Source organism: Microbispora siamensis, assembly GCF_016863095.1.
In the GTDB taxonomy this organism is placed as follows: domain Bacteria; phylum Actinomycetota; class Actinomycetes; order Streptosporangiales; family Streptosporangiaceae; genus Microbispora; species Microbispora siamensis.
Map to the genome: position 1 here is coordinate 12,787 of NZ_BOOF01000018.1, position 25,175 is coordinate 37,961.

General features: G+C 71.2%; 19 protein-coding genes. 6 read left to right on the forward strand and 13 right to left on the reverse strand.

Going from position 1 to position 25,175, the window contains the following annotated elements; all coding sequences use genetic code 11:
- Positions 1–4: 4 nt before the first annotated feature.
- The 7 genes from Msi02_RS17285 to Msi02_RS17315 form a co-directional block, all read right to left on the reverse strand.
- Positions 5–2,821: a carbohydrate-binding protein gene (locus Msi02_RS17285; RefSeq protein ID WP_204049304.1), complete on the reverse strand. Its 2,817-nt coding sequence runs from the start codon at positions 2,819–2,821 to the stop codon at positions 5–7.
- Positions 2,822–3,027: 206 nt separating this feature from the next.
- A complete protein-coding gene (locus Msi02_RS17290) occupies positions 3,028–3,852 on the reverse strand; it encodes a carbohydrate ABC transporter permease (RefSeq protein WP_079320402.1) in 825 nt (274 codons plus the stop codon).
- Between the two features lie 13 nt (positions 3,853–3,865).
- Positions 3,866–4,825, reverse strand: coding sequence for a carbohydrate ABC transporter permease (locus tag Msi02_RS17295; RefSeq protein WP_204049305.1), 960 nt, complete (start codon positions 4,823–4,825; stop codon positions 3,866–3,868).
- Complete coding sequence (locus Msi02_RS17300) at positions 4,822–6,216, reverse strand: extracellular solute-binding protein (protein WP_204049306.1); 1,395 nt, start codon at positions 6,214–6,216, stop codon at positions 4,822–4,824. The genes Msi02_RS17295 and Msi02_RS17300 overlap by 4 nt, the downstream gene beginning before the upstream one ends.
- 250 nt (positions 6,217–6,466) lie before the next feature.
- Entirely contained in the window at positions 6,467–7,438 is a 972-nt protein-coding gene (locus Msi02_RS17305) for a LacI family DNA-binding transcriptional regulator (protein ID WP_204049307.1), read from the reverse strand.
- Positions 7,439–7,515: 77 nt separating this feature from the next.
- The gene (locus Msi02_RS17310) at positions 7,516–8,796 is read right to left on the reverse strand and encodes an enolase C-terminal domain-like protein (RefSeq protein ID WP_204049308.1); all 1,281 of its coding nucleotides are present in this window, start codon (positions 8,794–8,796) and stop codon (positions 7,516–7,518) included.
- Complete coding sequence (locus Msi02_RS17315; protein ID WP_204049309.1) at positions 8,793–9,668, reverse strand: NAD-dependent epimerase/dehydratase family protein; 876 nt, start codon at positions 9,666–9,668, stop codon at positions 8,793–8,795. The genes Msi02_RS17310 and Msi02_RS17315 overlap by 4 nt, the downstream gene beginning before the upstream one ends.
- A 488-nt stretch (positions 9,669–10,156) precedes the next feature.
- On the opposite strand from Msi02_RS17315, the gene Msi02_RS17320 reads away from it, so the two are divergent.
- Positions 10,157–13,276, forward strand: coding sequence for a fascin domain-containing protein (locus Msi02_RS17320; protein WP_204049310.1), 3,120 nt, complete (start codon positions 10,157–10,159; stop codon positions 13,274–13,276).
- Positions 13,277–13,541: 265 nt separating this feature from the next.
- Complete coding sequence (locus Msi02_RS17325) at positions 13,542–15,596, forward strand: glycoside hydrolase family 44 protein (RefSeq protein ID WP_204049311.1); 2,055 nt, start codon at positions 13,542–13,544, stop codon at positions 15,594–15,596.
- A gap of 46 nt (positions 15,597–15,642) precedes the next feature.
- Here the strand turns inward: Msi02_RS17325 and Msi02_RS17330 are convergent, their stop codons facing one another.
- The gene (locus Msi02_RS17330) at positions 15,643–16,125 is read right to left on the reverse strand and encodes a hypothetical protein (RefSeq protein WP_204049312.1); all 483 of its coding nucleotides are present in this window, start codon (positions 16,123–16,125) and stop codon (positions 15,643–15,645) included.
- Between the two features lie 221 nt (positions 16,126–16,346).
- On the opposite strand from Msi02_RS17330, the gene Msi02_RS17335 reads away from it, so the two are divergent.
- From Msi02_RS17335 to Msi02_RS17345, 3 genes are all read left to right on the forward strand, one after another.
- Positions 16,347–17,687: a M1 family metallopeptidase gene (locus Msi02_RS17335; protein ID WP_204049313.1), complete on the forward strand. Its 1,341-nt coding sequence runs from the start codon at positions 16,347–16,349 to the stop codon at positions 17,685–17,687.
- A 128-nt stretch (positions 17,688–17,815) separates the two neighbouring features.
- On the forward strand, positions 17,816–18,337 hold the full coding sequence (locus Msi02_RS17340) for a YbhB/YbcL family Raf kinase inhibitor-like protein (RefSeq protein WP_079313106.1): 522 nt from the start codon (positions 17,816–17,818) through the stop codon (positions 18,335–18,337).
- Positions 18,338–18,540: 203 nt separating this feature from the next.
- Positions 18,541–18,786, forward strand: a complete 246-nt coding sequence (locus Msi02_RS17345) for a sigma-70 family RNA polymerase sigma factor family protein (RefSeq protein WP_239108473.1) — start codon at positions 18,541–18,543, stop codon at positions 18,784–18,786.
- On the opposite strand, the gene Msi02_RS17350 is transcribed toward Msi02_RS17345, so the two are convergent.
- From Msi02_RS17350 to Msi02_RS17370, 5 genes are read right to left on the reverse strand one after another with little or no spacing between them, the layout of a single operon-like run.
- The gene (locus Msi02_RS17350; protein ID WP_204049314.1) at positions 18,737–19,708 is read right to left on the reverse strand and encodes a PDR/VanB family oxidoreductase; all 972 of its coding nucleotides are present in this window, start codon (positions 19,706–19,708) and stop codon (positions 18,737–18,739) included. The two genes, Msi02_RS17345 and Msi02_RS17350, sit on opposite strands and share 50 nt — an antisense overlap.
- 35 nt (positions 19,709–19,743) lie before the next feature.
- Positions 19,744–19,965, reverse strand: a complete 222-nt coding sequence (locus tag Msi02_RS17355; protein WP_204049315.1) for a hypothetical protein — start codon at positions 19,963–19,965, stop codon at positions 19,744–19,746.
- Positions 19,962–21,029 carry an aromatic ring-hydroxylating dioxygenase subunit alpha gene (locus Msi02_RS17360; RefSeq protein WP_204049316.1) on the reverse strand — a complete coding sequence of 356 codons (1,068 nt, stop codon included), beginning with the start codon at positions 21,027–21,029 and terminating at the stop codon, positions 19,962–19,964. Before Msi02_RS17360 ends, Msi02_RS17355 begins: the two co-directional genes overlap by 4 nt.
- Before the next feature lie 3 nt (positions 21,030–21,032).
- The gene (locus Msi02_RS17365; protein ID WP_204049317.1) at positions 21,033–22,580 is read right to left on the reverse strand and encodes an acyl-CoA synthetase; all 1,548 of its coding nucleotides are present in this window, start codon (positions 22,578–22,580) and stop codon (positions 21,033–21,035) included.
- 15 nt (positions 22,581–22,595) lie between these two features.
- Positions 22,596–23,945 (reverse strand): MFS transporter, encoded by a 1,350-nt coding sequence (locus Msi02_RS17370; protein WP_204049318.1) that lies wholly within the window; start codon positions 23,943–23,945, stop codon positions 22,596–22,598.
- A gap of 300 nt (positions 23,946–24,245) precedes the next feature.
- Between Msi02_RS17370 and Msi02_RS17375 the strand changes: the two genes are divergently transcribed.
- The gene (locus tag Msi02_RS17375; RefSeq protein ID WP_204049319.1) at positions 24,246–25,097 is read left to right on the forward strand and encodes an SDR family NAD(P)-dependent oxidoreductase; all 852 of its coding nucleotides are present in this window, start codon (positions 24,246–24,248) and stop codon (positions 25,095–25,097) included.
- The last annotated feature ends 78 nt before the right edge of the window (positions 25,098–25,175 follow it).

Sequence of the window (25,175 nt, forward strand, 5' to 3'; positions counted from 1 at the left end):
CGGGTCACTTGGTGATGGTGAAGGTGTCGATGTCGAACAGGTAGTCGGTGCCGGTGCCGGTGAAGACCAGGTGCAGCGGGCCGGAGGCCGAGCCGGTCAGCGTGGCCGACACGGTCTGGAAGGTGTCCCAGCTCCCGGTCACCGGCACGGTCACCGAGCCGAGCAGCGTCCCGGTGGCCGAACCCGAGCGGACCTGGATCGTGCCGCCCGACCCCGCCGAGGACACCCGGGCGCTGAACGACTTGAGACCCGCGGTGCCGACACCCGCGTACGCCGCCCAGTCGCCGTTGTTGATGTACCCCACGGTCTTGCCGCCGCTCGCCCCGGCGTGATCGGCCGGCTGGACGCCCGACTGCGAGGTGTACGCCTCGCCCTCGACGGTCTGGCTGGTGGGGGCCGAGGTGTCGAAGGTGAAGGCGTCGACGTCGAGCAGGTTGCCCTGGCCGGTCACCCCGCGGAAGACGAGGTAGAGCGTCGTCGTGCCGGTGGGGGCGCCGCTGAGGTTCGCCGAGACGTCGGTGAAGGTGTCCCAGCCGCCGGTGTTCGCGACGTTGAGCGTGCCCAGTAGGGTGCCCGTCGCCGAGCCCGCCCGCACCTCGACCCGGCCGCCCGGGCCGCCGGACGACACCCGTGCCGTGATCTTCGTCGCGTTGCTCAGGACATACGGCCGGAAGGAGATCCAGTCGCCGTCGTCGGTGAAGCCGACGGTCGTGCCACCCTCGGCCCCCGCATGACCGGCCGTCTGGATGCCCTGCTGGGCGCCGAAGTGCTCGGCCTGCCGGTGCCGCGGCTGCAGGATCCGCTTGCTGTGGGAGGTGAGCCCGCCCTTGTCGGTGTAGGCGGCGTCGAACACGCCGTAGATGTTCGCGGCGGCGTCGTGCTCGCCGTCCCTCGGTACGGCGATCGACCCGGAGCAGCCGGTCGTGGACGTGATCTGGTGCTCGTGGCTGTCGTGTCCCAGCAGGTAGGTGACCGTGACCTTGGTGCAGTCGATCGTGCCGTCCTCGGGGTCGCTCACCTGCACCTGGAACGGCACGGTGTCGCCGAAGGAGAACAGCTGGCCGTCGGCCGGGGTGGTCAGCGTCACCGAAGGGGCGGTGTTGCCCGCGGTGATCAGGACGCTCGCCGTCCCGGTGAGTCCCTGCGGGTCCCTCACGGTGAGCGTGGCGGTGAAGGTGCCCTTGGCCGTGTACGTGTGGCTCGGGTTGGCCGCGGTGGAGGTGCCGCCGTCGCCGAAGTTCCACGAGTACGTCAGCGCGCCGCCCTCGGGGTCGGAGCTACCGGCCGCGGAGAACGTCACCGCCAGCGGCGTCGGCCCGGAGGTCTTGTCGGCCGACGCCTTGGCGATCGGGTTGCGGTTGGCACCGCCGATGTACTCGACCCGGTAGAGCGCCTGATTGTTGCTTCCCGTGCCGTAGTCGAGGACGTACAACGCGCCGTCGGGGCCGAAGGCCATGTCCATGACCTGCGTGCCGGTCCAGGGGAACGCCGAGATCTCCCCGTAGGAGCCATCGCTCTTGACCTCGATCGCCTTGATCCACTTCCTGCCGTACTCACCGGCGAAGAACCGGCCGTCGAGCGCCTGCGGGAACTTCACGCTGGAGTTCAGGTTCGGGTCGTAGCGGTAGACCGGGCCGCCCATCGGCGACTCCGACCCGCTGCCGAACTCCGGCGGCGATCCGGCGTCGCCGCCGTACCTGATCCAGCTCGGCTTGGCCGGGGGCAGCTTGGCGAGGCCGGTGTTGCGGAAGGAGTCGTTGGTGGGGCCGCCGACACAGTCGTACTTGGCGCCGGAGGGGCCGCTCGGGAAGGTGTACTCGTTGTAGGTCTCCGCGGTGGTGTTCGTCCCCGTGCAGTACGGCCAGCCGTAGTTGCCCGGACCGGTGATCCGGTCGAACTCCACCTGCCCGCCCGGCCCGCGGTTGGGGTCGCTCACCCCCGCGTCCGGCCCGTAGTCGCCCAGGTAGACGATGCCGGTGGCCTTGTCGACGGACATCCGGAAGGGGTTGCGGAAGCCCATCGCGTAGATCTCGGGCCGCGTCTTCGCCGTACCCGGCGGGAAGAGGTTGCCGCTGGGGATCGTGTACGTGCCGTCGGGCTGCGGCTTGATGCGCAGGACCTTGCCGCGCAGGTCGTTGGTGTTGCCCGACGAGCGCTGCGCGTCGAACTGCGGGTTGCGGTCGGTGCGCTCGTCCAGCGGGGAGTAGGCGTTCGACTCGAAGGGGTTGGTGTCGTCGCCGGTGGTCAGGTAGAGGTTGCCGGCCGCGTCGAAGTCGATGTCGCCGCCGACGTGGCAGCACTGTCCGCGGTCGTTGGGGACGACGAGGACGACCTTCTCGCTGGCCATGTCGAGCGTGTCGTCCGCCTTCAGGGTGAACCGGGACAGGTGCAGCTCGCCCTTCCACTGGTCGAACTGCGCCTGGGTGCCGTTCGTCGGCGCGTCGCCGTCCGGAGTGGTGAGCCGGGGCGAGTAGTACAGCCAGATGTAGCGGTTGGCGGCGAAGCCCGGGTCTGCCGCCACACCCTGCAGGCCCTCCTCGTCGTGGGTGTAGACGTTGAGCTTGCCCGCCACCTTGGTGGTGCCGTTCGCGTCGGTCACGCGCACCGTCCCGTCGCGGGCCGTGTGCACGACCGACCGGTTCGGGAGGACCGCCAGCGACATGGCCTCGCCGAGCTCCGCTCCCCCTGCCGCGAGGGCGACCTGCTGGTAGTCGGAGGCCGGGATGGTCAGCGCGTTCGCCTCGGGAGCGGTCAACGCGACGGCTCCCGGGGTGATCAGCGCCAGCGTGGCCAGTTTCGTCAGCCACGGACGTCGGGACATGGGGACTCTTCCTTCCTGACCTGAAGACTCATGTCAGGCAAGGCGCGCGCCGCCGCGCTGTTGCCCTTGTGCCGGTGAGGGGTGCCGCCCCTGTTTCTCTCCTCCGCTGTTCTGTCCAGTTCTTGCGGAGAACCGTAGAGGAATTTACCGGTTTCTAACACAGGTGGTATCCGTCTGTCACCCCCTCGCGTCCGGGCATCCGGTCGTCAGCCCTTGAGCGCGCCGACGAGGCCGTTGACGAAGTAGCGCTGCAGGAACAGGAACAGCGCGACGACGGGCAGGACGATGATCAGGGACGCCGCCATCACCTCGTTGTAGCGAGGCACCTCGCTCGATATCAGCGACTCCAAGCCGATCGGCAGGGTGTAGCGGGAGGGGTCGGACAGCGACACGCGCGACAGCAGGTACTCGTTCCACGTCGGCACGGCCGTGAGCACGGCGACGGTGACGTGCGCCGGCCTGGCGAGGGGCAGGTAGACGGACAGGTAGATGCGCAGGTCGCCCGCCCCGTCGCAGCGCGCTGCGTCGCGCAGCTCCCCCGGCACGGCACGGAAGGAGTTGGTCAGCAGCAGCACCGTGAGCGGCGCCGTGCCGTTCACGAACGGCAGGACCAGCCCGAGGTGCGTGCCGAGGATGCCAAGATGCTTCTCCAGCACGACCACCGGCAGCAGCATCGTGATGCCGGGGACGAACAGCAGCGAGACGAACATCCAGAACAGCGCCCGCCGCCCCGGGAAGTCGAGCACGGCGAAGGCGTAGGAGGCCAGGCTGTAGACCACGAGCACGCCCGCGACCGTCAGCCCGGTGACCTTCAGGCTGTTGAGGAAGTAGTCGAAGAAGTGCAGCCGGCTCCACGTGGACGTCAAGGTGGCGAGGGTCGGCGCCTCGGGGATCAGCCCGCCGCCGCGCAGGATCTCCAGCCGGTCCTTGAAGGCACCCGACACCATCCACAGGAACGGGTAGAGGCTGACCAGGGCGTAGCCGGCCAGCCCGGCGTACGCCAGGAGCCGGGCCGTGCGGGAGCCGCTCATCGCACCGCCCTGATCATCGCACCGCCCTGAGCAGCCGCGCGTTCACGAGCGTCAGCAGCAGCGCCGCCGCGAACAGCAGCCAGCCGAGCGCACTGGCCAGTCCCAGGGTCTGGGCCAGACCCTTGAAGAACGACAGCCGGTAGGCCATCAGTCCGAGGACGTCGCTGTGCCCGCCCGGCCCGCCGCGCGTCATGACCAGGAAGACCTGGAAGCCGTGCAGCGCGTCGCGGATGCCGAGCAGCACGATCGCGGCCGTGATCGGCCGCAGCAGCGGCCAGGTCACGTGGCGCAGCACATGACGCGGCGCGGCCCCGTCGAGTTGCGCCGCCTCGGGCAGGTTCGGGTCGATCGCCTGCAGGCCGCTCAGGTAGAGCAGGGTCGCGACCGGCACGCTCGACCAGACGAGGACGACGATCAGGGTCGGCAGCGCGGTCGAGGGGTTGCCGAGGAAGCCCTGCGGCTGCGCGAGCGATCCCAGGCCGGTGGCCCGCAGCAGGAGGTTCACCGCCCCGTCGGGCTCCAGGACGTAGCGCCAGGCGAAGTAGACGGCGATGCCCGTGGTCACGTACGGCAGGAAGTAGACCGTGCGGAACACGGCGCGTAGGCGCCCCACGGAGTTCAGCGCGACCGCCAGCGGCAGCGCGATCGCGACCGTCAGCAGGGGCACGGCCACCATGACCTGCAGCGTGTGTCCGGCGGCCCGGCGCAGCTCGGCCGCGAGGACGGGGTCGGCGTAGAGCAGGTCGAGGTAGTTACGCACACCGACCCAGATCCAGCGAGGGGTGAACCCGTTCCACTTGGCGAAGCTGAGCGCGAGCCCGCTCGCGATGGTGTAGACCCCCATCAGCAGGAACAGCGCGACGGCGGGCAGGACGAAGGCCACGCCGGTCAGCCGGGACGACCACCGGCGGGCGCCGCCGGACGCGCCCGCCGCGGTCTTCCGGGTGCGCTCCCTCAGCGTGAGGACGCTCATCCGGTGGCCTTCCACATCGAGGCCATGGCCTTGTCGAGCTCGGCCCCCGCCTGCCCGGGTGTCAGTTCCCCGAGCGGGCTCAGCCGCACCATGACGTCCCCCGGCTTGACCTGGTCGTAGTCGGACGGCTGGAAGCTCACGTCCGCGGCGTCGTACGCGCCGGCCGGCGGCCCGCTGAAGAACTTCTGCATGGCCGCGAGGTCGGGGCCGACCAGCGACTCGGCCTGCGCCCCGAGGTCGGTGGCGGGCAGGTCGAGGGACTTCCTGGCGACGGCGCCGGCGCCGGCCGGCGAGGTGAGCCAGTCGATCCACCGGACGGCGGCCCCGCGGTCCTTCGCGGTCGCCGTCAGGCCGAGCCCGGTCAGCGCGAGCGGCGACATCGAGATCTCCTTGTTCACTCCCCCGGCCGAAGGCGGGACGGGGAAGGTGAGCAGCTCGGCGGGGGACACGCCGTTCTGCGCGAGGAACGCCAGGGTGAAGGTCCCGCCGACGTCGAAGGCGGCCTTGCCCTGGGCGAAGGCGATGTCGGCCTCGTCGATGCCCAGGGTGGTCGCGCCGGGCATCCAGTACGGCGTCAGCCTGCTGTAGAGCTCCAGCGTCTCGACCCCTTCCGGCGAGGCGAAGCCCCGGGCCGCGCCCTTGGCCCACAGTGCGTGGAATCGGTCCCGTCCGAGGTAGGAGTGTGCGAGCGGCTGGTAGATCCAGTTGAAGCCGGTCTGACTGACCTTCAGACCGAGGGCCAGGCCGCCCTGCCGCGGATCGCGGGCCGTGGTGGCCTTCAGCGCGTCGAGGAAGTCCTCCCAGGTCTTCGGCGGCGTGCCGGGGGCGAGCCCGGCCGCCTTGAGCTTGTCCTTGTGGGCATAGACGATGCCGAAGGCGCCGGCCGTGAACGGCACGCTGAACCGCTGCCCGGCCGCGGCGTTCTTGAACGGGGAGTCGGCGGCCGCCTGGTCGATGCGCTGCCGGGTCAGCACGCCGCTCTCCCGGGTGGTCGGCAGGAGCCGCTGCTTCCATGCCTCGGTGACGTCGTCCCGGATGTCCTGCAGCAGGCCGGAAGCGCCCATCTCGAGGTCTTCGCCGCCGGAGTGCACCTCGAGCACGTCGGGCAGCCCGCCCGTCTGCGCGGCGCTCTGCACCTTGCTCACAAAGACGTCGTCGGGGGTCACCGCCTCGACCTTGACGGCGATCCCGGTCTCCTTGGTGAACTGCGCGGCCGCCGTCGTCAGGGCCTCCGCGTGGGACTTCTTGAACGTCCACATCGTCAGCGTCCGGTCACCTCCCCGGGTCGGCTCGCCGGTGTCGCCCGTGCAGCCCGCCGCAGCGACCGCCGCCGCCGCGAGCACGAGCGCGGGTGCGAGCAGGCGGCGGAGCCGCCCGCGTGCCACGTCCATGGATCTTCCTCTCTCCGTCGGCCTGTCCGTCCCCGCCCGGGCCCGCCGCCCGGCCCGCCCGGTGCCGCTTCCGGGCCGGCGGACAGGGGCTCCCCGCGATCCGCGGGGATGGTGTCCGGGTGGGCGACGTCGTCTCCGGGTGCCGCCGGAGGTGCACGTCACGCCTGGTTCTCGTCGTCGAGAGCGTCGTGCAAATCGTTAAGACTGATCCCGAAAGTCGCACGGGACCATCCGGGTGTCAAGGGCCGGATCAGGCGGAGCCACGTCGCACGAGGCGGGCGGGGATGACCACCTCCGCGGACGGCCCGGCGCCGCCCGACAGCCGGTCGAGCAGCCGCCGCGCGCACGCCCGGCCGATCTCCCTGGCGGGGTTGGCCATGGTCGTGAGGCCGGGCACGACCATGGCGGCCGCCTCGATGTCGTCGAACCCCATGACGGCGAGGTCCTGCGGGACGCGCAGGCCGCGGGCGCGGGCGGTGTCCAGCGCGCCGATGGCCATGACGTCGTTGGCGCACAGCACGGCGTCCGGCGGGTCCGGCAGGTCGAGCAGCGCGGCGGCGCCCCGGGCGCCGCCCGCACGGTCGAAGTCGGTGTGCACGACCAGGCTCGGGTCGGGGGGCGTCCCGGCCGCCGCGAGAGCGGCCCGGTAGCCGGCGACGCGCTCTGCGGCCGGCCCCTCGGCCGCAGGCCCGCTGACGAAGCCGATTCGCCGGTATCCCCACTCCAGGAGGTGGCGGGCCGCCTCGCCCGCCGCGCCCTCGTCGTCGCTGCGCACGACGTCGACGCCGTGCTGCGCGAGCCTGCCGCCGAGCCGTACGACGGGGATACCGGCCTCGATGGCGGGCGCCAGGTCCTCGGCGTGGGTATGGAACACGGCGAACGCCAGCCCGTCGACCTGCCGGGCGATCATCCGCTCGATCGCGGCCCGCTCCCTGCGCCGGTCGCCGTCGGTGTTGCTGATGATCTGCTCGTAGCCCGCGGCGCCGAGCACGTCCTGCATGCCGCGGGCGAGCGCCGGATAGAACGGGTTGGTGATGTCGGGGATGGCCAGCCCGATCGTCTGGCTCCTGCTGGTGCGCAGGCCGCGGGCGAGCGCGTTCGGCCGGTAGCCGAGCTGCTCGATCGCCTCGAGCACCCGCCGCCGGGTGTCCTCGGCGACCGGGCGGCGGCCGTTGAGCGCGTGGGAGACGGTCGTCGCGCTCACCCCGGCGAGCCGCGCCACGCCCCGGATGCTCGGCCGCTGCCCCCTCACCGCCGGAGAGCCGGGGGCGGGCTCTGCGGGGGTTTCCCCTGCGGGAGTCACGGGGCCTCGATCCCGCCGTCCGGCCGCCTCACCCGCGCCGCCCACCGCTCGTGCAGGTGGGTGAGCGGGGGATGCCGGGCGGCCGCGGCCTCGTCGACGTCGATGCCCCATCCGGGCCGCTCGCTGGGGTAGAGGTAGCCGTTCACCGGACTGATGGTCCCGGGGAAGACCTCGTGCACCGCCTCGGGGTAGACGTGCCCCTCCTGGATCTGGAACGCCGGGGACGTGACGTCGAGGGCCACGTTGGCCGCCGCGCCGATCGGTGACACGTCCGCGGGCGCGTGCCAGGCCGTGCCCACCCCGGTCAGCTCGCACAACGCCACCAGCTTGCGCGCCGGGGTGAGGCCGCCGACCGCGGAGACGTGCAGGCGCAGCAGGTCGACCCCACCGTCCCTGACCAGGCGGGCCGCGTCGGCGACCGAGGCGACCTGTTCCCCCGCCGCGATCGGCATCGGCGCCGCCTCGCGCACCTCCGGCAGCCGGTCGTACAGCTCCGGCGGGATCGGATCCTCCAGGAAGAACAGGCGGTACGGCTCGAGAGCCCGCGCCAGCGCCACGGCCTGTTTGACGGTGAGCCGGGAGTGCACGTCGTGCATCAGGCCGGGATCCTCCCCCAGCTCGGCCCGGGCCCGCTCGAACAGCTTCGGGGTCTCCCGCAGGTAACGCTGCACGTCCCAGCCGTCCGGGTACGGCGAGGCGGGATAGCCGCCCGGAGATCCGGGCGCGCCGTAGTTCCCGAGCCCGGGCGCCCCCGTCTGCAGCCGGACATGGCGGTAGCCCTCCGCCAGGATCGCGGCCGCGTGCTCGATCGTCTCCTCCACGGTCGCCCCGCCCGCGTGCAGGTAGGTGTCGGCCGCCGCGCGCACCCTGCCGCCGAGCAGCTCGTACACCGGCATGCCGGCCCGCTTGCCGGCGATGTCCCACAGCGCCTGGTCCACCCCTGACAGCGCGCTGTTGAGCACCGGCCCGCCGCGCCAGTAGGAGGACAGGTGGACCATCCGGGTGATGTCCTCGATGTCGGCGGGGTGCCTGCCGGTCAGCATCGGCCCGACGTGCCGGTCCACCGCGGCCGCCACGGCGTGGAAGCGCTGGGTGAAGGTGGCGCAGCCCAGGCCGTACAGACCGGGGTCGTTGGTGTCGACGCGGACGACGACCAGCGGCACTCCTTCGGGGGCCGTCACGATCGACCGGACCGCGGTGATCCGCAGGCCGTCGCGGGCCGGCCAGGGGGCCTGCGTCTCCGGCATGACCGCCGCGCCGTCGAGGGGGCGGGTCACGACGCCTCCCCGGCCGGAACGGGCTCGTACAGGTGCTCGGCGGTGAAGCCGAGCAGGGTCTCGGCCGCCGTCAGGTCCACCGGCGCGGTCCTGCCGGGCAGCGGGGCGCGCCGTTCCACGGCCGGGTGGAAGCGGGCCAGCAGGTCCTCCGTCCGCTGCGGGGCGAGCGTCACGGGGGCGGTCACGAAGACGACCCGGAAGCCCTCGACCGGCCGGACCAGCGACAGCCAGGCGGCCCGTGCCGCGTCGCGAGTGTCCAGGTAGGTCCACAGCTCGCTCGCGCCGCGCCCCGGGTCCTCGGCGTATCCGGCCGCCCTCTCGTCCAGCTTGTCCCCGGGACCGCCGAGCAGCGGGTAGCGCAGCGCGACGACCGTCATGTCGTGGCGGCGGGCCATCATGGCGGCGGTCGTCTCGTCCACCTGCTTCGACAGCCCGTACGGATCCTCCACCTGCAACGGCAGGGCCTCGTCCACCGGCACGTACGCCGGGTGGAGCGGCCGCGCCGCCCACGGCAGGCCGAGGGCGCTGAAGCTGCTCGCGACGACGGCCCGGCGGACGCCGGCCGCGCCCGCCTCCTCCAGCACGACGAACGTCGCCCCCACGTTGCCCAGGAACACCTCCTCCGGGGTGCCGAGGGTGGGTGCGGGGATCGCCGCGAGGTGGATCACGGCGTCGACGCCGTCGAGCGCCTCGCGCACCGCCTCCGGGTCGTCGGCGCGCCCGGCGACGACGCGGTCCGCCCTCAGGTCGCCGGGATCGCGCAGGTCCAGTGCGCTGGCCGGCACGCCCTCCCGGGCGAGCAGGTCGAGCGTCGCACGGCCCACCCGCCCGGCGGCGCCCGTCACCAGGACCCGGCGCGGCAGTTCCGCCATGTGCCCCCCACTTCTGTCCGTTGACCCGCAAAACGTTTTGTGTACCGTGAGAGCAGCATGCGTGCGCCCGGCGACGGGAGTCAAGGCGATAATCGCCGACCGTCGATCGCTGCTTACATCCGACCTCTCTGTTTTCCACATTGTGAACGATCACAACAAATCGGGACATCACAGGCCCTTGACGGACAGAAACATCCGATGTTAACTGCGGCTGACAGTCCGGAGACCGCGGTTGTGCGCCACCTCGTGCCGGAGGCGGCGCGCGAAGCCCCCGGGCTGTGACACACGGGGAGAGGCCCGCGCGGCGCCGATCCGGTCGCCGACAGCCGGCACGGCACCGCGCGGCCTCTCCACCCCGTGATTCCCGTCCTCACTCACCGCCGCACCGACTCCCCGTCTCCCGCCGGACCGCGGGAGGCGGATCCGCCATGCCGCGACGCGTCCACCCGTCAGGGGGCGGCCACCATCACGAAAGGGTGAGCCATGTGATGAGGCTCCTGCGGCTCCTGCCGCTGCCCGCGCTCCTCGCGGGGTTGCTGACCGGCGGGGTCGCCGCCCCGGCGCGCGCCTCGGCTGCCGACGCCGCCTTCGACCAGGCGAGCGGCACGCTGAACGTCGACTACGCGAGCTACCTGTCCAAGCACGACGTCGTCTACAACCGGCCCAACACCAACCCTCTGTACGGCCTGACCGTGGGCAACGGCCGCACCGGCGCCATGGTGTGGAGCCAGAACGGGCTGACGATGCAGACGTCAGGGGTCGACCTGTCCGAGCAGTCCGCGTACGCCGCCGGCCTGGTGAACCTGGCGACCACCCCGGCGATGGACTCGGGCTACTCCACCTACCAGCAGCGGCTGTCCCTCTATGACGGCACTCTGGTCACGAAGTACGACGACGACCGGACCGTCACCGTCATGGGGTCGCCGAACTCCGAGGTGATGGGCATCCATGTGGACGACGCGCGTGGCGGCGTGTCCGGTGTGACCCTCACGCTGAGCATGTGGGACCCCGCCACCGTCACCAACAGCGGCGACGTGCCCGATCTGAACACATGGAGGACGATCTCCACGTTCGCGGACGCCGGCGTCGCCGGGCTGAGCCGGGGGCAGTCCGATCCGAACGGCTTCGGCTACACGCTGGCGGCCACGGTCGAGGGCGCGAGCTTCTCCACCCAGGTGGTCGACTCGCGGACGGTCCGGCTGACCGTCACGCCGGCCTCCAGCTACACGATCTGGTTCACCGCGGCGAGCCGGATCAACGCCCCCGGCCGCGACTCCGTGGCGCAGGCCCGCACCCAGCTGAGCTCGGTCAGGTCGGCCGGGTACGCCACCACGTTCACCGGCTACAAGAACTGGTGGCACGCGTTCTGGGCCAGGTCGTTCGTGCAGTACTCCGGCCTGGGCGGCGACGCCGACTACCTGGAGAACGTGTACTACCTGTCCACCTACATGATCGCGGCCGGCGGCCACGGGAACTACCCCTTCCATTTCATCAACGGCGTCTTCCGGGCGACGCGGGACGAGACGAAGTGGAGCAACGCGTACTGGTACTGGAACCAGCGCGACGTCTATCTGTCCTTTCTCGCCTCCAACCACACCGATCTCATCGACCGGCACGACAACCTGTACAGCCGGAACTACGCCGCCCTGAAGGCGTACACCCGGACGAGGTACGGTGTGGACGGCCTGTGGGTGCCGGAGACCATGGGCTGGGACGGCAACGCGCGAGGCACGGTCGGCAGCGACTACACCAAGAACATCCTGTCCACCGGCTACGAGGCCGCCTACAGCATGTACATGCGGTACCGCTACACCGACGACGCGGACTACCTGCGGAACGTGGCCTATCCCTTCATGCGGGAGACCGCGAAGTTCTACTCGGCCATGCTGTCCCGCGACACGGCCACCGGCACCTACTTCATGGCGAACTCCAACTCCCACGAGACGTACTGGAACGTACGCAACGCGATCACCGACCTGGCGGCCGTGCGCAGCCTGTTCCCGCTGGCGATACGGGTCAGCGCGCAGCTCGGGGCCGACTCCGGCCTGCGGTCGACGTGGCAGGACGTGCTCGACCACCTGACGCCGTACGCCGTCTCCAACGGCGCCTACCAGCCACACCAGCCGCCCCTCTCCCAGACCCGCAACAACGAGAACGTGGCGGCCGAGCTGATCTGGCCGTACGAGGTGACCGGCATCGGCTCCCCCGACTACCAGACGGCCCTGAACACCTGGAACCAGCGGCCCTTCCCCTACGGCAACGTGTGGTCCAACGACGCCGTGCAGGCCGCCCGGCTGGGCCTCGGCGACCAGGCCTACCAGGGCATGAAGACCATGCTGCAGAAGTACCAGAACTATCCGAACGGCATGACGAACAACACCAACGGCGTCTTCGAGTATCTGGGGGTGCACCTGACGGCGCTGAACGAGTCGCTCATGCAGAGCTACAACGACAGGATCCGGGTGTTCCCGGCCGTGCCCGGCGACGCGTCGTTCGCCGGGAAGTTCACGCTCCTCGCCAAGGACGGCTTCCTCGTCAGCTCCGAGCGGGAGGCCGGTGAGGTCAAGTACGTCGGTCTGAAGAGCCTGTACGGCAAGCAGGCCACGGTCGTGAACCCGTGGAACGGCCAGCAGGCGCGGGTCCGGCGGGTGTCCGACGGCGCGATACTGACCACGGGCTCCGGGACCGAGATCACGTTCGCGACGGCCCCCGGCGCGGTGTACGTGGTCGAGCGCACGGCCAAGCCGCTGAGCTCGTACGCGCAGGCCCGGCTGACCGGCACGGCGAACCAGGGCGTGAAGACCCTGAGCGGCACCGCGTCCACACTGGGCCTGGGGGCCACGCAGAGCGGACTGGTGAACGACACCGAGCTCACCTACGACGCGAACTGGCACCACACGACGTCCCGCGGTTACGGCGACCACAACGACGACACCCACCACACGACCACGGCGGGGGCGACCGCGCGATACACCTTCACCGGCACCGGCGTCGACTACCTGTCCGAGCGCAACGGCGACATGGGCAACGTGGACGTCTACATCGACGACGTCTTCCAAGCCAACGTGAACCTGTACGTGCCGGGCGCCAGGCAGGTCCAGCAGGTCGTCTACAGCAAGACCGGCCTGGCGAACGGACAGCACACCATCAAGATCGTGAACAGAACCACCTCGGTCGGCATGGTGGACGCCCTCCGGATCCGCACGCAGCAGGGCGGCTCCCCCGCCGTCAGCCTGCGTTCCCGGGCCAACAACCTGTACGTCACCGCCGTCACCGGGTCACCGCTTGTCGCGAGCAGGTCCGGCGTCGGCGTGAACGAGCAGTTCGACCGGATCGACCTCGGCGGTGGCGACATCGCGCTGCGCGCCCGGTCGAACGGCAAGTACGTGACGGCCGAGAGCGCCGGGGCGCAGCCCCTGGTCGCCAACCGCGACGCGATCGGCCCCTGGGAGACCTTCCGGCAGGTCGCCAACCCGGACGGCACGATCAGCCTCAGGGCGCAGGCGAACGGCAGGTACGTCTGTGCCGAGAGCGGAGGCGCCCAGCCCCTGATCGCCAACCGCGACGCGATCGGCCCATGGGAGTCGTTCGACCTCGTGGCCGCCTGACGCCCTCGTGGGCCCGACGCGGAAGCGGGACCTCCGTGCCCTGCCCGCGTCGGGCCGCCCGGTCTCCCGTGTCCTCGTGAAACTTCCACCAGCAGGTGAGAGGGTGTGGCTGCTCAACGCCTATCCGCCGTACTCCGGCGAACCGCGTTCTTGTTCCCCCGCCCGGGTCTTGGCCAGCGTGATGGCCTGGCCGCGCGACGGGTGCTCCCCTCGCATCCGGCGGCCCCAGGACTTCCACGACCCCCAGGGACTCGAGAGGAGACCCGTGCGAACGCGAACGCTCCCGATCGCCCTCACCGCGGCGATCGCCCTGTCGATCGCCGCGGCCGGACAGGTGCCCGCCCTCGCGGCCGCCGACGGCCCGGCGCTGACGGTGGACACCACCACCGGGCGGCACCCCATCAGCCCGTACATCTACGGCATGAACTTCGCCGACGAGGCGCTGACCAAGGAACTGCGCCTCCCCGTACGCCGGTGGGGCGGCAACGCGACGACCCGCTACAACTACCTGTACGACACCAGCAACCGCGCCTCCGACTGGTACTTCGAGAACATCGCCGAGGACAACGCCGACCCGTCCAAACTGCCGGACGGCTCGACGACCGACCGGTTCGTCGAGCAGGACCGGCGCACCGGCACCGACACCATCCTCACCGTCCCGCTGATCGGCTGGGTCCCCAAGGGCCGCGACGCCTCCTGCGGGTTCTCCGTCGCCAAGTACGGCCCCCAGCAGCAGACCGACCAGTGGCGTCCCGACTGCGGCAACGGCGTGAAGCCCGACGGCACGAAGATCACCGGCAACGACCCCCACGACACGAGCGTCGAAGCCGGGGCGGCGTACGTGAAGGACTGGATCGGCCACCTCACCGGCAGGTACGGCACAGCCTCGGGCGGCGGCGTGAAGTTCTACAACCTCGACAACGAGCCCGACATCTGGCACAGCACACATCGGGACGTCCACCCCGAGGGCGCGAGCTCGGTCGAACTGCGCGACAAGGCCTACCTCATCGGCGCCGCCGTGAAGGCCGCCGACCCCGGGGCGAAGACGCTCGGTCCGGTCGGCTGGGGCTGGTCCTCCTGGGACTACTCCGGCCTCGACCAGGAGACCTGCGGCCGGACGAACTGCTGGTCGAACCCCCCGGACAAGGAGGCCCGCGGCGGCCTTCCGTTCACCACCTGGTACCTCCGGCAGATGAAGAAGTACGAGGACGAGCACGGCCTGCGCGTCCTCGACTACTTCGACGAGCACTTCTACCCGCAGGCGTCCGGCGTCGCCTTCGGCTCCGGCGGCGACCCGGCCACCGACGCCCTGCGGCTGCGCTCCACTCGGGCGCTGTGGGACCCGTCGTACACGGACGAGAGCTGGATCAACACGCAGGTGCGGCTCATCCCCCGGATGAAGGAACTGGTGGCCGCCGAGTATCCGGGCACCAAGACCGCGATCACCGAGTACAACTGGGGCGCCCTCGACCACATCAACGGCGCCCTGGCCCAGGCCGACATCCTCGGCATCTTCGGCCGCGAGGGCCTCGACCTCGCCACCCTGTGGGGGCCGCCCACGGCCTCCCAGCCCGGCGCGTACGCCTTCCGGATGTACCTCAACTACGACGGCGAGGGCGGCCGGTTCGGCGAGACGGCGGTCGGCGCGACCAGCGCCGACCAGGGCAAGCTGGCGGTGTACGCCGCCGAGCGCGCCTCCGACAAGGCGCTCACGCTCGTCGTGGTGAACAAGACCGGCGACGACCTGACCAGCGAGGTCGCCGTCAAGGGACGCGACGGCGGAGCGACCGCCCAGGTCTACCGCTACGGGGCGGCCGACACGTCTGCCATCAGGCGCGACGCCGACGTGCAGGTCGGGGCAGGCGGCTTCACCGGCACGTTCCCGGCCAACTCGATCAGCACCATCGTGATCCCCGCCGGCACCGGCCCGTCGCCCTCCCCGTCGCCCTCCGCGAGCCCCAGCCCCTCTCCCAGTTCCTCGCCGACGCCGGCCGCCACCTGCACGGTGACGTACGCGGTCACCAACCAGTGGCCCGGCGGTTTCCAGGCCGGGGTCCGGATCGTCAACCGGGGGACCGCGGCCGTGAAGGGCTGGCAGCTCGGCTGGACGTACGGCAACGGGCAGACCGTGACCCAGCTGTGGGACGGCTCGTACACCCAGAGCGGATCGAAGGTCACGGTGACCAACGCCGGCTACAACGCCACGATCGCGGCGAACGGCGGCAGCGTGACCTTCGGCTTCCTCGGCCGCTGGGACAACGGCGCCAACCCCGCACCCCAGCAGTTCACGCTCAACGGCTCGCCCTGCGCGACGAGCTGACCCACCCGTCCCGGTGCCGGCCTTCCCCGGCCGGCACCGCCGGGGGTCAGTCCACCATCGCGCCCTTGTCGCGTCCGCACGCGCTGACGCCGTCGTGCCGGCCGCAGGCTCTGACGAGGGTGAAATCACGCCAGACGGCCATCGGCGAGGAGACCGCCTGGCCGTCGCGGCTCACCGGGAAGGGGCCGCACCGATGCCACGGGCCGCCACCCGGCGGCCAGACGTTCAGCCAGACCTCGTCACCCGGGCGCGTGCGGCCGGTGAGGGTCGCCCAGTAGTGCCATTCCCCGCGCGGGCCCGCGTCGCCGCGCCAGAGCGTGACGTCCACCTCGTCGCCCCACTTCCCGCTCGTCAGTGAGTACACGGGCCTGACGTTCTTCACCATCTCGGGGCTCGGCCACGGCCAGGCGCGGCAGTCGATCGGCCGATCACCGGCGGGGCCGGCGGAGGCCGCGCCGGAAGGGACGGCCAGGAGCACGGCCGCGGCGACGATCGCCGTGGTGGTCCTGCCATGCCTGGTTCGAATCACCCTGGACCTCCCCCGAGTACGGCTGCCACCCGGACGAGTATCGATGACGGTCCGTGTCCATGCAATCGCATTAGGTGAACGAACAATCAGCGCCGGTCGGGGCAAATCTTGCGGATACAGGCACTAGAACGGCCAAAAAGCAATCATTGACCGGCATTTGACAAAAAGTTACATTACGTCGGCAGATCGGGGGTTCGGGCGCTCGAAGGGAGACCCTCCTCATGGTGCGACGATTCCTGATCACCACGGCGGCGGCCGTGCTCGTCCTCGTCTGGGGCGTTCCGCCGGCCGCCCACGCGGTGGACGGGACCAGGACGCCCGGATCGCCCTCCTACACGGTCACCTTGACCAGCAACGCCTCGGGCAGCACGTGGACGGGACACGAGAGCGTCACCTTCGCCAACCCGTCGGCGGACCCCCTGACGGAGGTCTACCTCCGCCTGTGGGACAACTACCACGGGGCATGCCCGTCCACGCCGGTCACCGTGACCAACGTGACCGGGGGCACGCCGTCCCCGCTCTCAGTCTCCTGCACCGCGATGAAGATCGCCCTGCCTGCCCCGCTCGCCCAGAACCAGAGCGCCTCGATCGGGTTCGACCTCAGCATCGTCGTGCCCAGCGGCGCCGACCGGTTCGGGCGCGACGGGTCCTACAACTTCATCGGCAACGCGCTGCCGGTCCTGGCGGTCCGCGACGCGAGCGGCTGGCACCTCGACCCCTACAGCAACAACGGCGAGTCCTTCTACGCGCTGACCAGCGACTACTCGGTGACGCTCGACCACCCGACGTCGCTGCTCGTGCCCGCGACCGGCACCTCCGTCGACACGCCGGGAGCGTCCGGTCGTACGATCACCACGGCGACCGCGCAGAAGGTCCGCGAGTTCGCATGGGCGGCCGGGCCGTTCGTCAAGACCACGAGCACCACCACGACGGGCGTCGTCGTGAACGTCTACCGGGTGAGCTCGATCAGCTCCGGCAGCGCGAGCTCGATGATGACCACCGCGAAGAACGCGCTCGTCGCACACGCGGGACGGTTCGGCGCCTACCCGTACGGCGAGGCGGACGTGGTGCTGGACAACAACTTCTGGTTCGGCGGCATGGAGTACCCGGGCTTCGTGCTCGACGTGGTCAGCTCCACCGCGCTCGCCCACGAACTGGCCCACCAGTGGTGGTACGGGATCGTCGGCGACGACGAGTACGCCAGCCCGTGGCTGGACGAGTCGTTCACCGACTACGCCACCGACCTCTACAACGGCCTCTCGGGCACCAACTGCTGGAACAGCGTCTCCTGGCAGTCGTCGGCCGAGAAGATCAGCAACTCGATGGCCTACTGGGACGCCCATTCGAGCCGGTACGGCACCGTCGTCTACACCTACGGCAAGTGCGCCCTGCACGACCTGCGGCGCACGATCGGCACGACGGCGATGCAGAACCTGCTGAAGAACTACGCCGCGGCCCACTGGTACGGGGTCTCGACCACCGCGGAGTTCAAGGCCGCCGCCCAGGCCGCCACCTCCGTCGACCTGTCGTCGTTCTGGACCACCCACCGCATCGACGGCTGAGTTCACCGGGCGTCCCGCTCCCGGCCGGGAGCGGGACGGCTCGCGTCGCTCCGATCCCGGCGGTCCGGTGTCGCACACGCCGGACGCGATGACGGGGTTGGCGGGCTCCGGCCGCCTATCCTGGCCCAATGAAGATCGGCAAGCTGGTCGGCGGTGTCCTCCTGGCGGTCCTCCTCCCGGGATGCTCGGCCGAGGGCGCATCGCCCACGGACGCTCTGAAGGTGAGCACCCCGGCCTTCGCCGAGGGCGCCAGGATCCCCAGGAAACACGTGTGCGCGCGGCAGGGAGGTCAGGACGTCTCGCCCCCGCTCACCTGGAGCGGTGTTCCCGCCTCCGCTCGCGAGCTGGCGATCGTGGTGGACGACCCGGACGCTCCCGGCGGGACGTACATCCACTGGATCGTGACCGGCATCCCCGTCACCGTGACGAGCGTGCCCGAGGGCCGCGCCCCGGGGAAGGTCCTGCCGGGCAGCGACGGCAAGGCCGCCTACGCGGGGCCCTGCCCGCCGAGTGGAGTGCATCACTACCACTTCATCGTGTACGCGCTGCGCGGCCCGATCACGCCGGGCGGCGACGCGACAGCGGTGCACCAGCGGATCAAGGACGCGGCGATCGCCTCGGGCGAGACCGTCGGCACCTGGGGTGGCTGACAGGCGAATCCCCGGCCTCGCCGGGTGTGGCGCGTCCGGGGATTCCGTGTGAGGTTCTACCTGGTCAGGAGGCGTAGGTGGTGACCTTCCACAGATAGCCGTCCGGGTCGCTGAAGTAGCCGAAGTACCCGCCCCACTAAGCGGGGGCCGCCTCCCGGAAGGGGGATTTCGCCGCCCTGCTCGATCTGCTCGATCCGGACGCCGTGGCCGGCGAGATCCGCGGCGCCGAGGCGGTGGCGGCCTTCTTCTCCGGACGAGCTCAGGCCGCCCGGCTCGCTCTGGTCGACGGCGTTCCGGCGGCCGTCTGGTCGCACCGCGGCCGGCCGAAGGCCGTCTTCACGTTCGCCGTCAGCGGCGGGAAGATCACCCGCATCGCCGTCGACGCCGCTCCGGAGCGGGTCAGAGTTCGAGGACGAGGCGGCCGGACCGGGCCCGCGACACGCAGATGAACATGACGTCCCCGGCCTCGCGCTCCTCCTCGGTGAGCAGGTGGTCGCGGTGGTCGGGGACCCCGCCGAGGACCGCCGTCTCACAGGTGCCGCAGGTGCCCTCGCGGCAGGACGACAGCACCGCGACCCCCGCCTCCTCGACCACCTCCAGGATCGAGCGTCCCGCCGGCACGGTCAGCGTCGTTCCGGTCAGGACCAGCTCCACCTCGAAGGCGCCCTCCGCCGTACTCTCCGCCGTGCCCGCGCCGTTCCGGGCCGCGGGCACGAAGCGTTCCACGCGCAGCGCTCCCTTCGGCCAGGAGGCGCACCGCTGCTGGGCCGCCGCCAGCAGCGGCTCCGGTCCGCAGCAGTAGACGAGGGTGTCCGCACGCGGGACGCCGAGCAGCGCGTCGAGGTCGAGCAGGCCCGTCTCGTCCTGCGGGCACAGTTCCACCCGGCCCGGGTGCTTCCGGACGAGCCGGTCGGCGAACGCCATCGAGGCCCGGGTGCGCCCGCCGTACACCAGCCGCCAGTCGGATCCGCGCCGCGCCGCCTCCTCGATCATGGGCAGGATCGGGGTGATACCGATGCCGCCGGCCACGAACAGGTAGCGCGATGACTCGGCGAGGCCGAAGCGGTTGCGGGGACCGCGCACCCGGATCGTGTCGCCCTCGGCGAGCCGGTCGTGCACGTACGCGGAGCCGCCCCGCCCGCCGGGCTCCCTGAGCACCGCCACCTGGAAGACCGAGGGATCGCCGGGGTCGCCGCACAGCGAGTACTGCCTGACCAGTCCCGGGCCGAGCAGCAGGTCGACGTGGGCGCCCGGCGTCCAGGCGGGCAGCGGGCCGCCGTCGGGGCGGACGAGGCTCAGGAGGACGACTCCCTCGGCGACGGGCACCTTGCCCGCCACCTTCACGTCGAACTCCGGTTCGGTGACGGGCATGGTCGCCGAGGCTTCCTTTCCGGTGGGTGGTCGTCTCAGACGAGCGCGGCGGCCGGGGCCGGGGAGTCGTGTGCCTCCACGGGGCGGGGCCGGTGGCCCTCGGGGTGGCCGAGCAACCAGTCCCACAAGGCCACCGGGTCCTCGAACTCGCGCTCCGCCCCGCAGAAGCAGGAGGCGTGCAGCCGGTCCGTACCCGGCAGCCAGCGGATGCGGTAGACGGTGCGGCCGGCCCGCGCGCCGGCGTCGTCCGCGCTCATCGGGCGGCGGCCTCCGGTCGTACGGCGCCGGCCGCGGCCATCCGGGCGAGGAGGCGGCGGGCGGCCAGCCCGCCGGTGTCGATGTTCACCGACAGCTCCTGGTATCGGTCCGGCTCCGCGGCGAGGACCTGCTCCAGCGTGTTGAGCGCGGCCACGTCCTGCAGCACGACGGTGCGGTTGCTGTCCCGCAGGAAGTCCGAGACCTTCTCGTCGTCGAGCGCGAAGTCGCGTGCCACCGCCCAGAAGTCGTACGTGGTGTTCTCCGTGGACGGGGTGATCGCGTACACGACCTCGACGTGGAAGGCGTGCGGGTCCGTGCCGTCGTCGGCGGGCGGGGGCGACCCGACCGGGGCGACCCGGCTGTGCAGCAGGTACAGGCACGGCGGGTGATACTCGATGTCCTGCCAGCGGGTGATCCGGCCCTTGATGCCGGTCGACTCGGCGTAGAACGGCGGGCAGGCCGCGTCGTCCATGTGGCGGCTGACGTAGACGACGCCCGCGTCCTCGTCCACCTCCGTCGTGATCGGGGTCTCGGCCACCTCCGGAGTGCCGATGTACCCGCCGTGCAGGTACGTCTCGTGGGACAGGTCGAGGAGGTTGTCCACGAGCAGGCCGTAGCGCGCGTTCAGCGGCTCCATCCCGCACACCGTGGCGTACTCGGGCGAGACGAGCCAGGGCGCGCGCGGCGGCAGCGTGCCGCCCGGCTCGCGGTCGCCGATCCACACCCAGACGAACGAGTCCTGCTCGACCACCGGATAGGTGCGCAGCCGCGCGGTGCGCGGAATGCGCTGCTGCGCGGGCACGGCGACGCAGACGCCGTCCGGGCCGTAGGTGAAGCCGTGGTAGCCGCAGACCACGCGGTCGCCGACCAGGTGGCTGGGGGATTCCGACAGGGGGAACCGGCGGTGCACGCAGCGGTCGGCCATCGCCACCGCCCGCCCGTCCTCGGTGCGGTAGAGCAGGATCGGCTCGTTCAGGATGGTGCGGCCGAGCTGACGGCGGCCCACCTCGTGGCCGTAGGCGGCCACGTACCACTGGTTGCGCGCGAACTCGGTGACGATCACAGGTCACTCCTCGGGGTCGGCGGGCAGAGGCCGCCTGCGCAGGTCGGGTTTGCGGATCTTGCCGGAACCGGTCTTCGGCAGCGCGTCGACGACGTCGACGTAGACCGGGATCTTGTACTTCGCGAGCCGGGGGCGGAGGAAGTCGCGCAGTTCGCCGGGGGTGACGGCGGCGCCGGAGCGCGGCACGACGAAGGCGCGGCCGACCTCGCCCCATTTGTCGTCGGGCACCCCGACCACGGCGGCCTCCGCCACCGCCGGGTGCTCGAAGATCGCGGCCTCGATCTCCGCCGGGTAGACGTTCTCGCCGCCGGAGATGTACATGTCCTTCACCCGGTCCACGACGTGGAGGTGGCCCTCGTCGTCCAGGGTGGCGATGTCGCCGGAGTGGAACCAGCCGCCCTCGGCCAGCGCGGCGGCGGTCGCCTCCGGATCGCGCCAGTAGCCGGGGGTGACGTTCGGCCCCTGCACGAGCACCTCGCCCGGCTCGCCGGGCGCCACGGGGGTGAGGTCGGGCCGGACGACGCGCACGTTCGCGAAGAACACCGGGACCCCGGCGGAGCCCACCTTTCGCACGCTCTCGCCCGCCTCCAGGAAGGTCGCGCCCGGGGAGGTCTCGGTCATCCCGTAGCCCTGGCAGAAGACCAGGCCCCGTTCCTGGTAGGTGCGGATCAACGCGACCGGGATGGCCGCGCCTCCGGACATGAGGGTGCGCAGCGAGGACAGGTCGGCGCCGGGCCACCGGGGCGACCGCGCGAACGCGGCGAACATCGCGGTGACCCCGAACATCCAGGTGACCCGGTGCTTCTCGATGAGGTCGTAACACCGCTCGACGTCCCACGACGGCATGATGACCGAGGTCCCGCCCTTGAGGAAGGTCGGCAGCAGGGTCTGGTTCAGGGCCGCCACGTGGAACAGCGGCGCGCTGATCAGCGTGACCTCGGTGCTCGCCACGTCCACGCCGATCAGGACGTGGAAGCAGTTCCACGCCAGGTTGGCGTGGCTGAGCATGGCGCCCTTGGGCCGTCCGGTGGTGCCTGAGGTGTAGAGGATGAGGGCGATGTCGTCGAGCGCCACCGGGGTGTCGATCGGTGTGGGGTCGCCCTGCGACAGCCAGGTCTCGTAGTGCCGCTCCCCCTCCGCCGGGGACCCGAGCGCCACGACCGTGCGCAGGCCCGGGAACCCGGGGAGATCGCGGACCGCCGCCGCACACTGTTCCGCGCATTCCGGCGCGTAGACGAGGACCGACGCGCCCGAGTGCTCGAGCATGTACGCGATCTCGGGCGCGGCCAGCCGGAAGTTCAGCGGCACGAAGATCCCGCCGAGCACGTGGGTGGCGAACATCGTCTCGGCGAAGGCGACGTGGTTGGGACCGAGGTAGGCGACCCGGTCCCCCGCCCGCACCCCCGCGTCACGCAACCGCGACGCGAGCCTCGTCGTCCGCTCGTGGACCTCCGCGTAGCTGAGCGGCCGGTCCTCGTACACGAACGCGGTGCGGTTCGGGCTCATCTGGGCCCGGCGGGCCGGCCAGCCTCCCAGTCCGGCGTTGCGCATCGATGGCACCCCTCGTCAGGCGGAGGACGGTTTCGCCGTGTCCGCGACGCGGCCGGACGCGGGCACGGCGGTGGTGACCGAGGCCAGGTCGTGGCGGCTGGTCTCGCGCAGCGCCAACACGCAGACCACGGTCAGCAGGCAGCAGGCGGCGATGATCACCGAGATCGTCGTCGTCCCGCCCCCGGTCGACGCGTCGAGCTGGGCGAACAGCAGCGGCGCGAGACCGGCGCCGAGACCGGCGATCTGGTAGCCGAGCGAGGCTCCCGTGTAGCGGCTCCCGGTGGCGAACAGCTCGGTGTACAGCGCCGCGAGCGGGCCGTACATCAGCGGATGGACGAGCGACTGGCCGAGCACGAGCGCGACGGCGAGCACGGCGGTGCTCCCGGAGTCCACCATCGGGAAGAGCGCGAAGCCGTACGCCGCCATGAGCACCGCGCCGGCGAGCACCACCGGCCGGCGCCCGACCCGGTCGGACAGCGCCGACCAGCCGACGATGCCCAGCACGGCCAGCGCGGACGAGAGCGTGAGCGCGTTCAGCACCGCCTGCCGGGCGAAGCCGGCGCGCACGCCGTATGCGATGAGATAGGTGGTGAGGGTGCCCTGGGCCACGAACGCGGACAGTCCGACGCCGACCCCGAGCAGGAGGGCCTTCGGGTGGTCGCGGAACACGTCCAGCAGCGGCACCCGGGACACCCGCTCCCTGGCGGCTTCGAACACCGGGGTCTCCTCCACCCGCAGCCGGACGAACAGGCCGACCGCCAGCAGCACGATGCTGATCAGGAACGGCACCCGCCACCCCCAGCTCAGGAACGCCTGCTCGCCCATGACGGCGGCCGTGCCGCTGAGCACCGCCGTGGACAGCACCATGCCGAAAGGGGCTCCGGCGTTGGTGAAGCTCGCCCACAGGCCGCGCCTGCCGGTCGCGTGCTCGGCGGACATCAGCACCGCGCCGCCCCACTCGCCGCCGACGGCGACGCCCTGCAGGACCCGGAGCACGACGAGCGCGATGGGCGCGAGGCTGCCGATCTGCGCGTAGGTGGGGAGCAGGCCGATGAGGAAGCTGGCGACGCCCATCAGGGTCATGGTCAGCACGAGCATGCGCTTGCGTCCCAGCCGGTCGCCGTAGTGACCGAAGACGACGCCGCCGAGCGGTCGCGCCAGGTAGCCGGTGGCGAAGGTGCCGAAACTGGCGACCGTCGCCGTGAGCGAGTCGAGGGAGGAGAAGAAGACCTTGTTGAAGACCACGGCCGAGGCCGTGGCGTACAGCAGGAAGTCGTAGTACTCGATGACGCTGCCCAGGAAGCTGGAGGCCACCGCGCGGCGGAGCTGAATCGGGCTGGGGGGTGCGACTGACAGGTTCGGCATGACCGAGCTCCTCGTCCGGGAGCGAGCTGAGACTCTCGCCTTCTCGTCCGGAGGTTAGGCAGATTTCTAACGGAGGTCAAGACTTTGCCCAATATGGATGCCCTCGGGCCGGTCCGGGCCACGGGCCTCGGCCTCCATTCCGGCCTACCCCGCCCGGCCGCGGTGCCCACGGGCCACAGGCGCGCCGTGCCGCGACTACCGGAGAGACGCAGGTCACACTCGCCCGCTGTCATATCCGCGCCGGGTCGTCTGTCTAGGGGGTGGAACAGCAGACAACCGCAGAAAGAACGGAAAGACATCATGAGCAAGGTCTGGTTCGTCACCGGCTCGTCTCGCGGTCTGGGCCGCAACTTCGTCGAGGCTGCGCTGTCCCGCGGCGACAAGGTGGCCGCGACCGCGCGGAACACCGCGAGCCTTGACGAGCTCGTCGCCGCCTATGGCGACGCGGTGCTCGCACTCGAACTGGACGTGACCGACAAGGCGGCCGTCTTCGAGAGCGTGAAGCGGGCCAAGGAGCACTTCGGCCGTCTCGACGTCATCGTGAACAACGCCGGCTACGCCCAGATCGGCGCGCTCGAGGAGCTGACCGAGCAGCACCTGCGCGACCAGTTCGAGACCAACCTGTTCGGCGCGGTGTGGGTGATCCAGGCCGCGCTGCCCTACCTGCGCGAGCAGGGATCGGGACACGTCATCCAGATGTCCTCGGCCGCCGGGCTCATCGCGATGCCGCTCGGCGGCGCGTACCAGGCCTCCAGGTGGGCTCTGGAAGCCCTGGGCGAGACCCTCGCCCACGAGGTGGCGGACTTCGGCGTCAAGGTGACCGTGATCGAGCCCGGCGGCTTCGCCACCCGGTCAGGCAAGAACCCCGATCCCCTCGACAACGGCCACGTGGCCGAGCCCGACCCGATCTACGACGGTCTCCGCCGTCGCCTCGCCGCGTTCGCGGGAAAGCAGCCCGCCGGCGACCCGGCCGCCGCGGCCCGGGCACTTCTCAAGATCGTCGACTCCGACAACCCGCCGCTGCGGGTGCTCTTCGGCCAGGGCTTCTACCCGATGCTCCAGCAGGTCTACGCCGACCGGCTCAAGACCTGGGCCGACTGGCAGGATCTTTCGAGGGAGGCTCAGGGCAAGCTCGATCAAGAAGATCGGTGACGAGCCGAGACCCCGCTCCCCCTTTCGGTGAACGCCGGTGGCGACGTGGACCAGGACGGCCGCCGCCCGCCCGTCGAG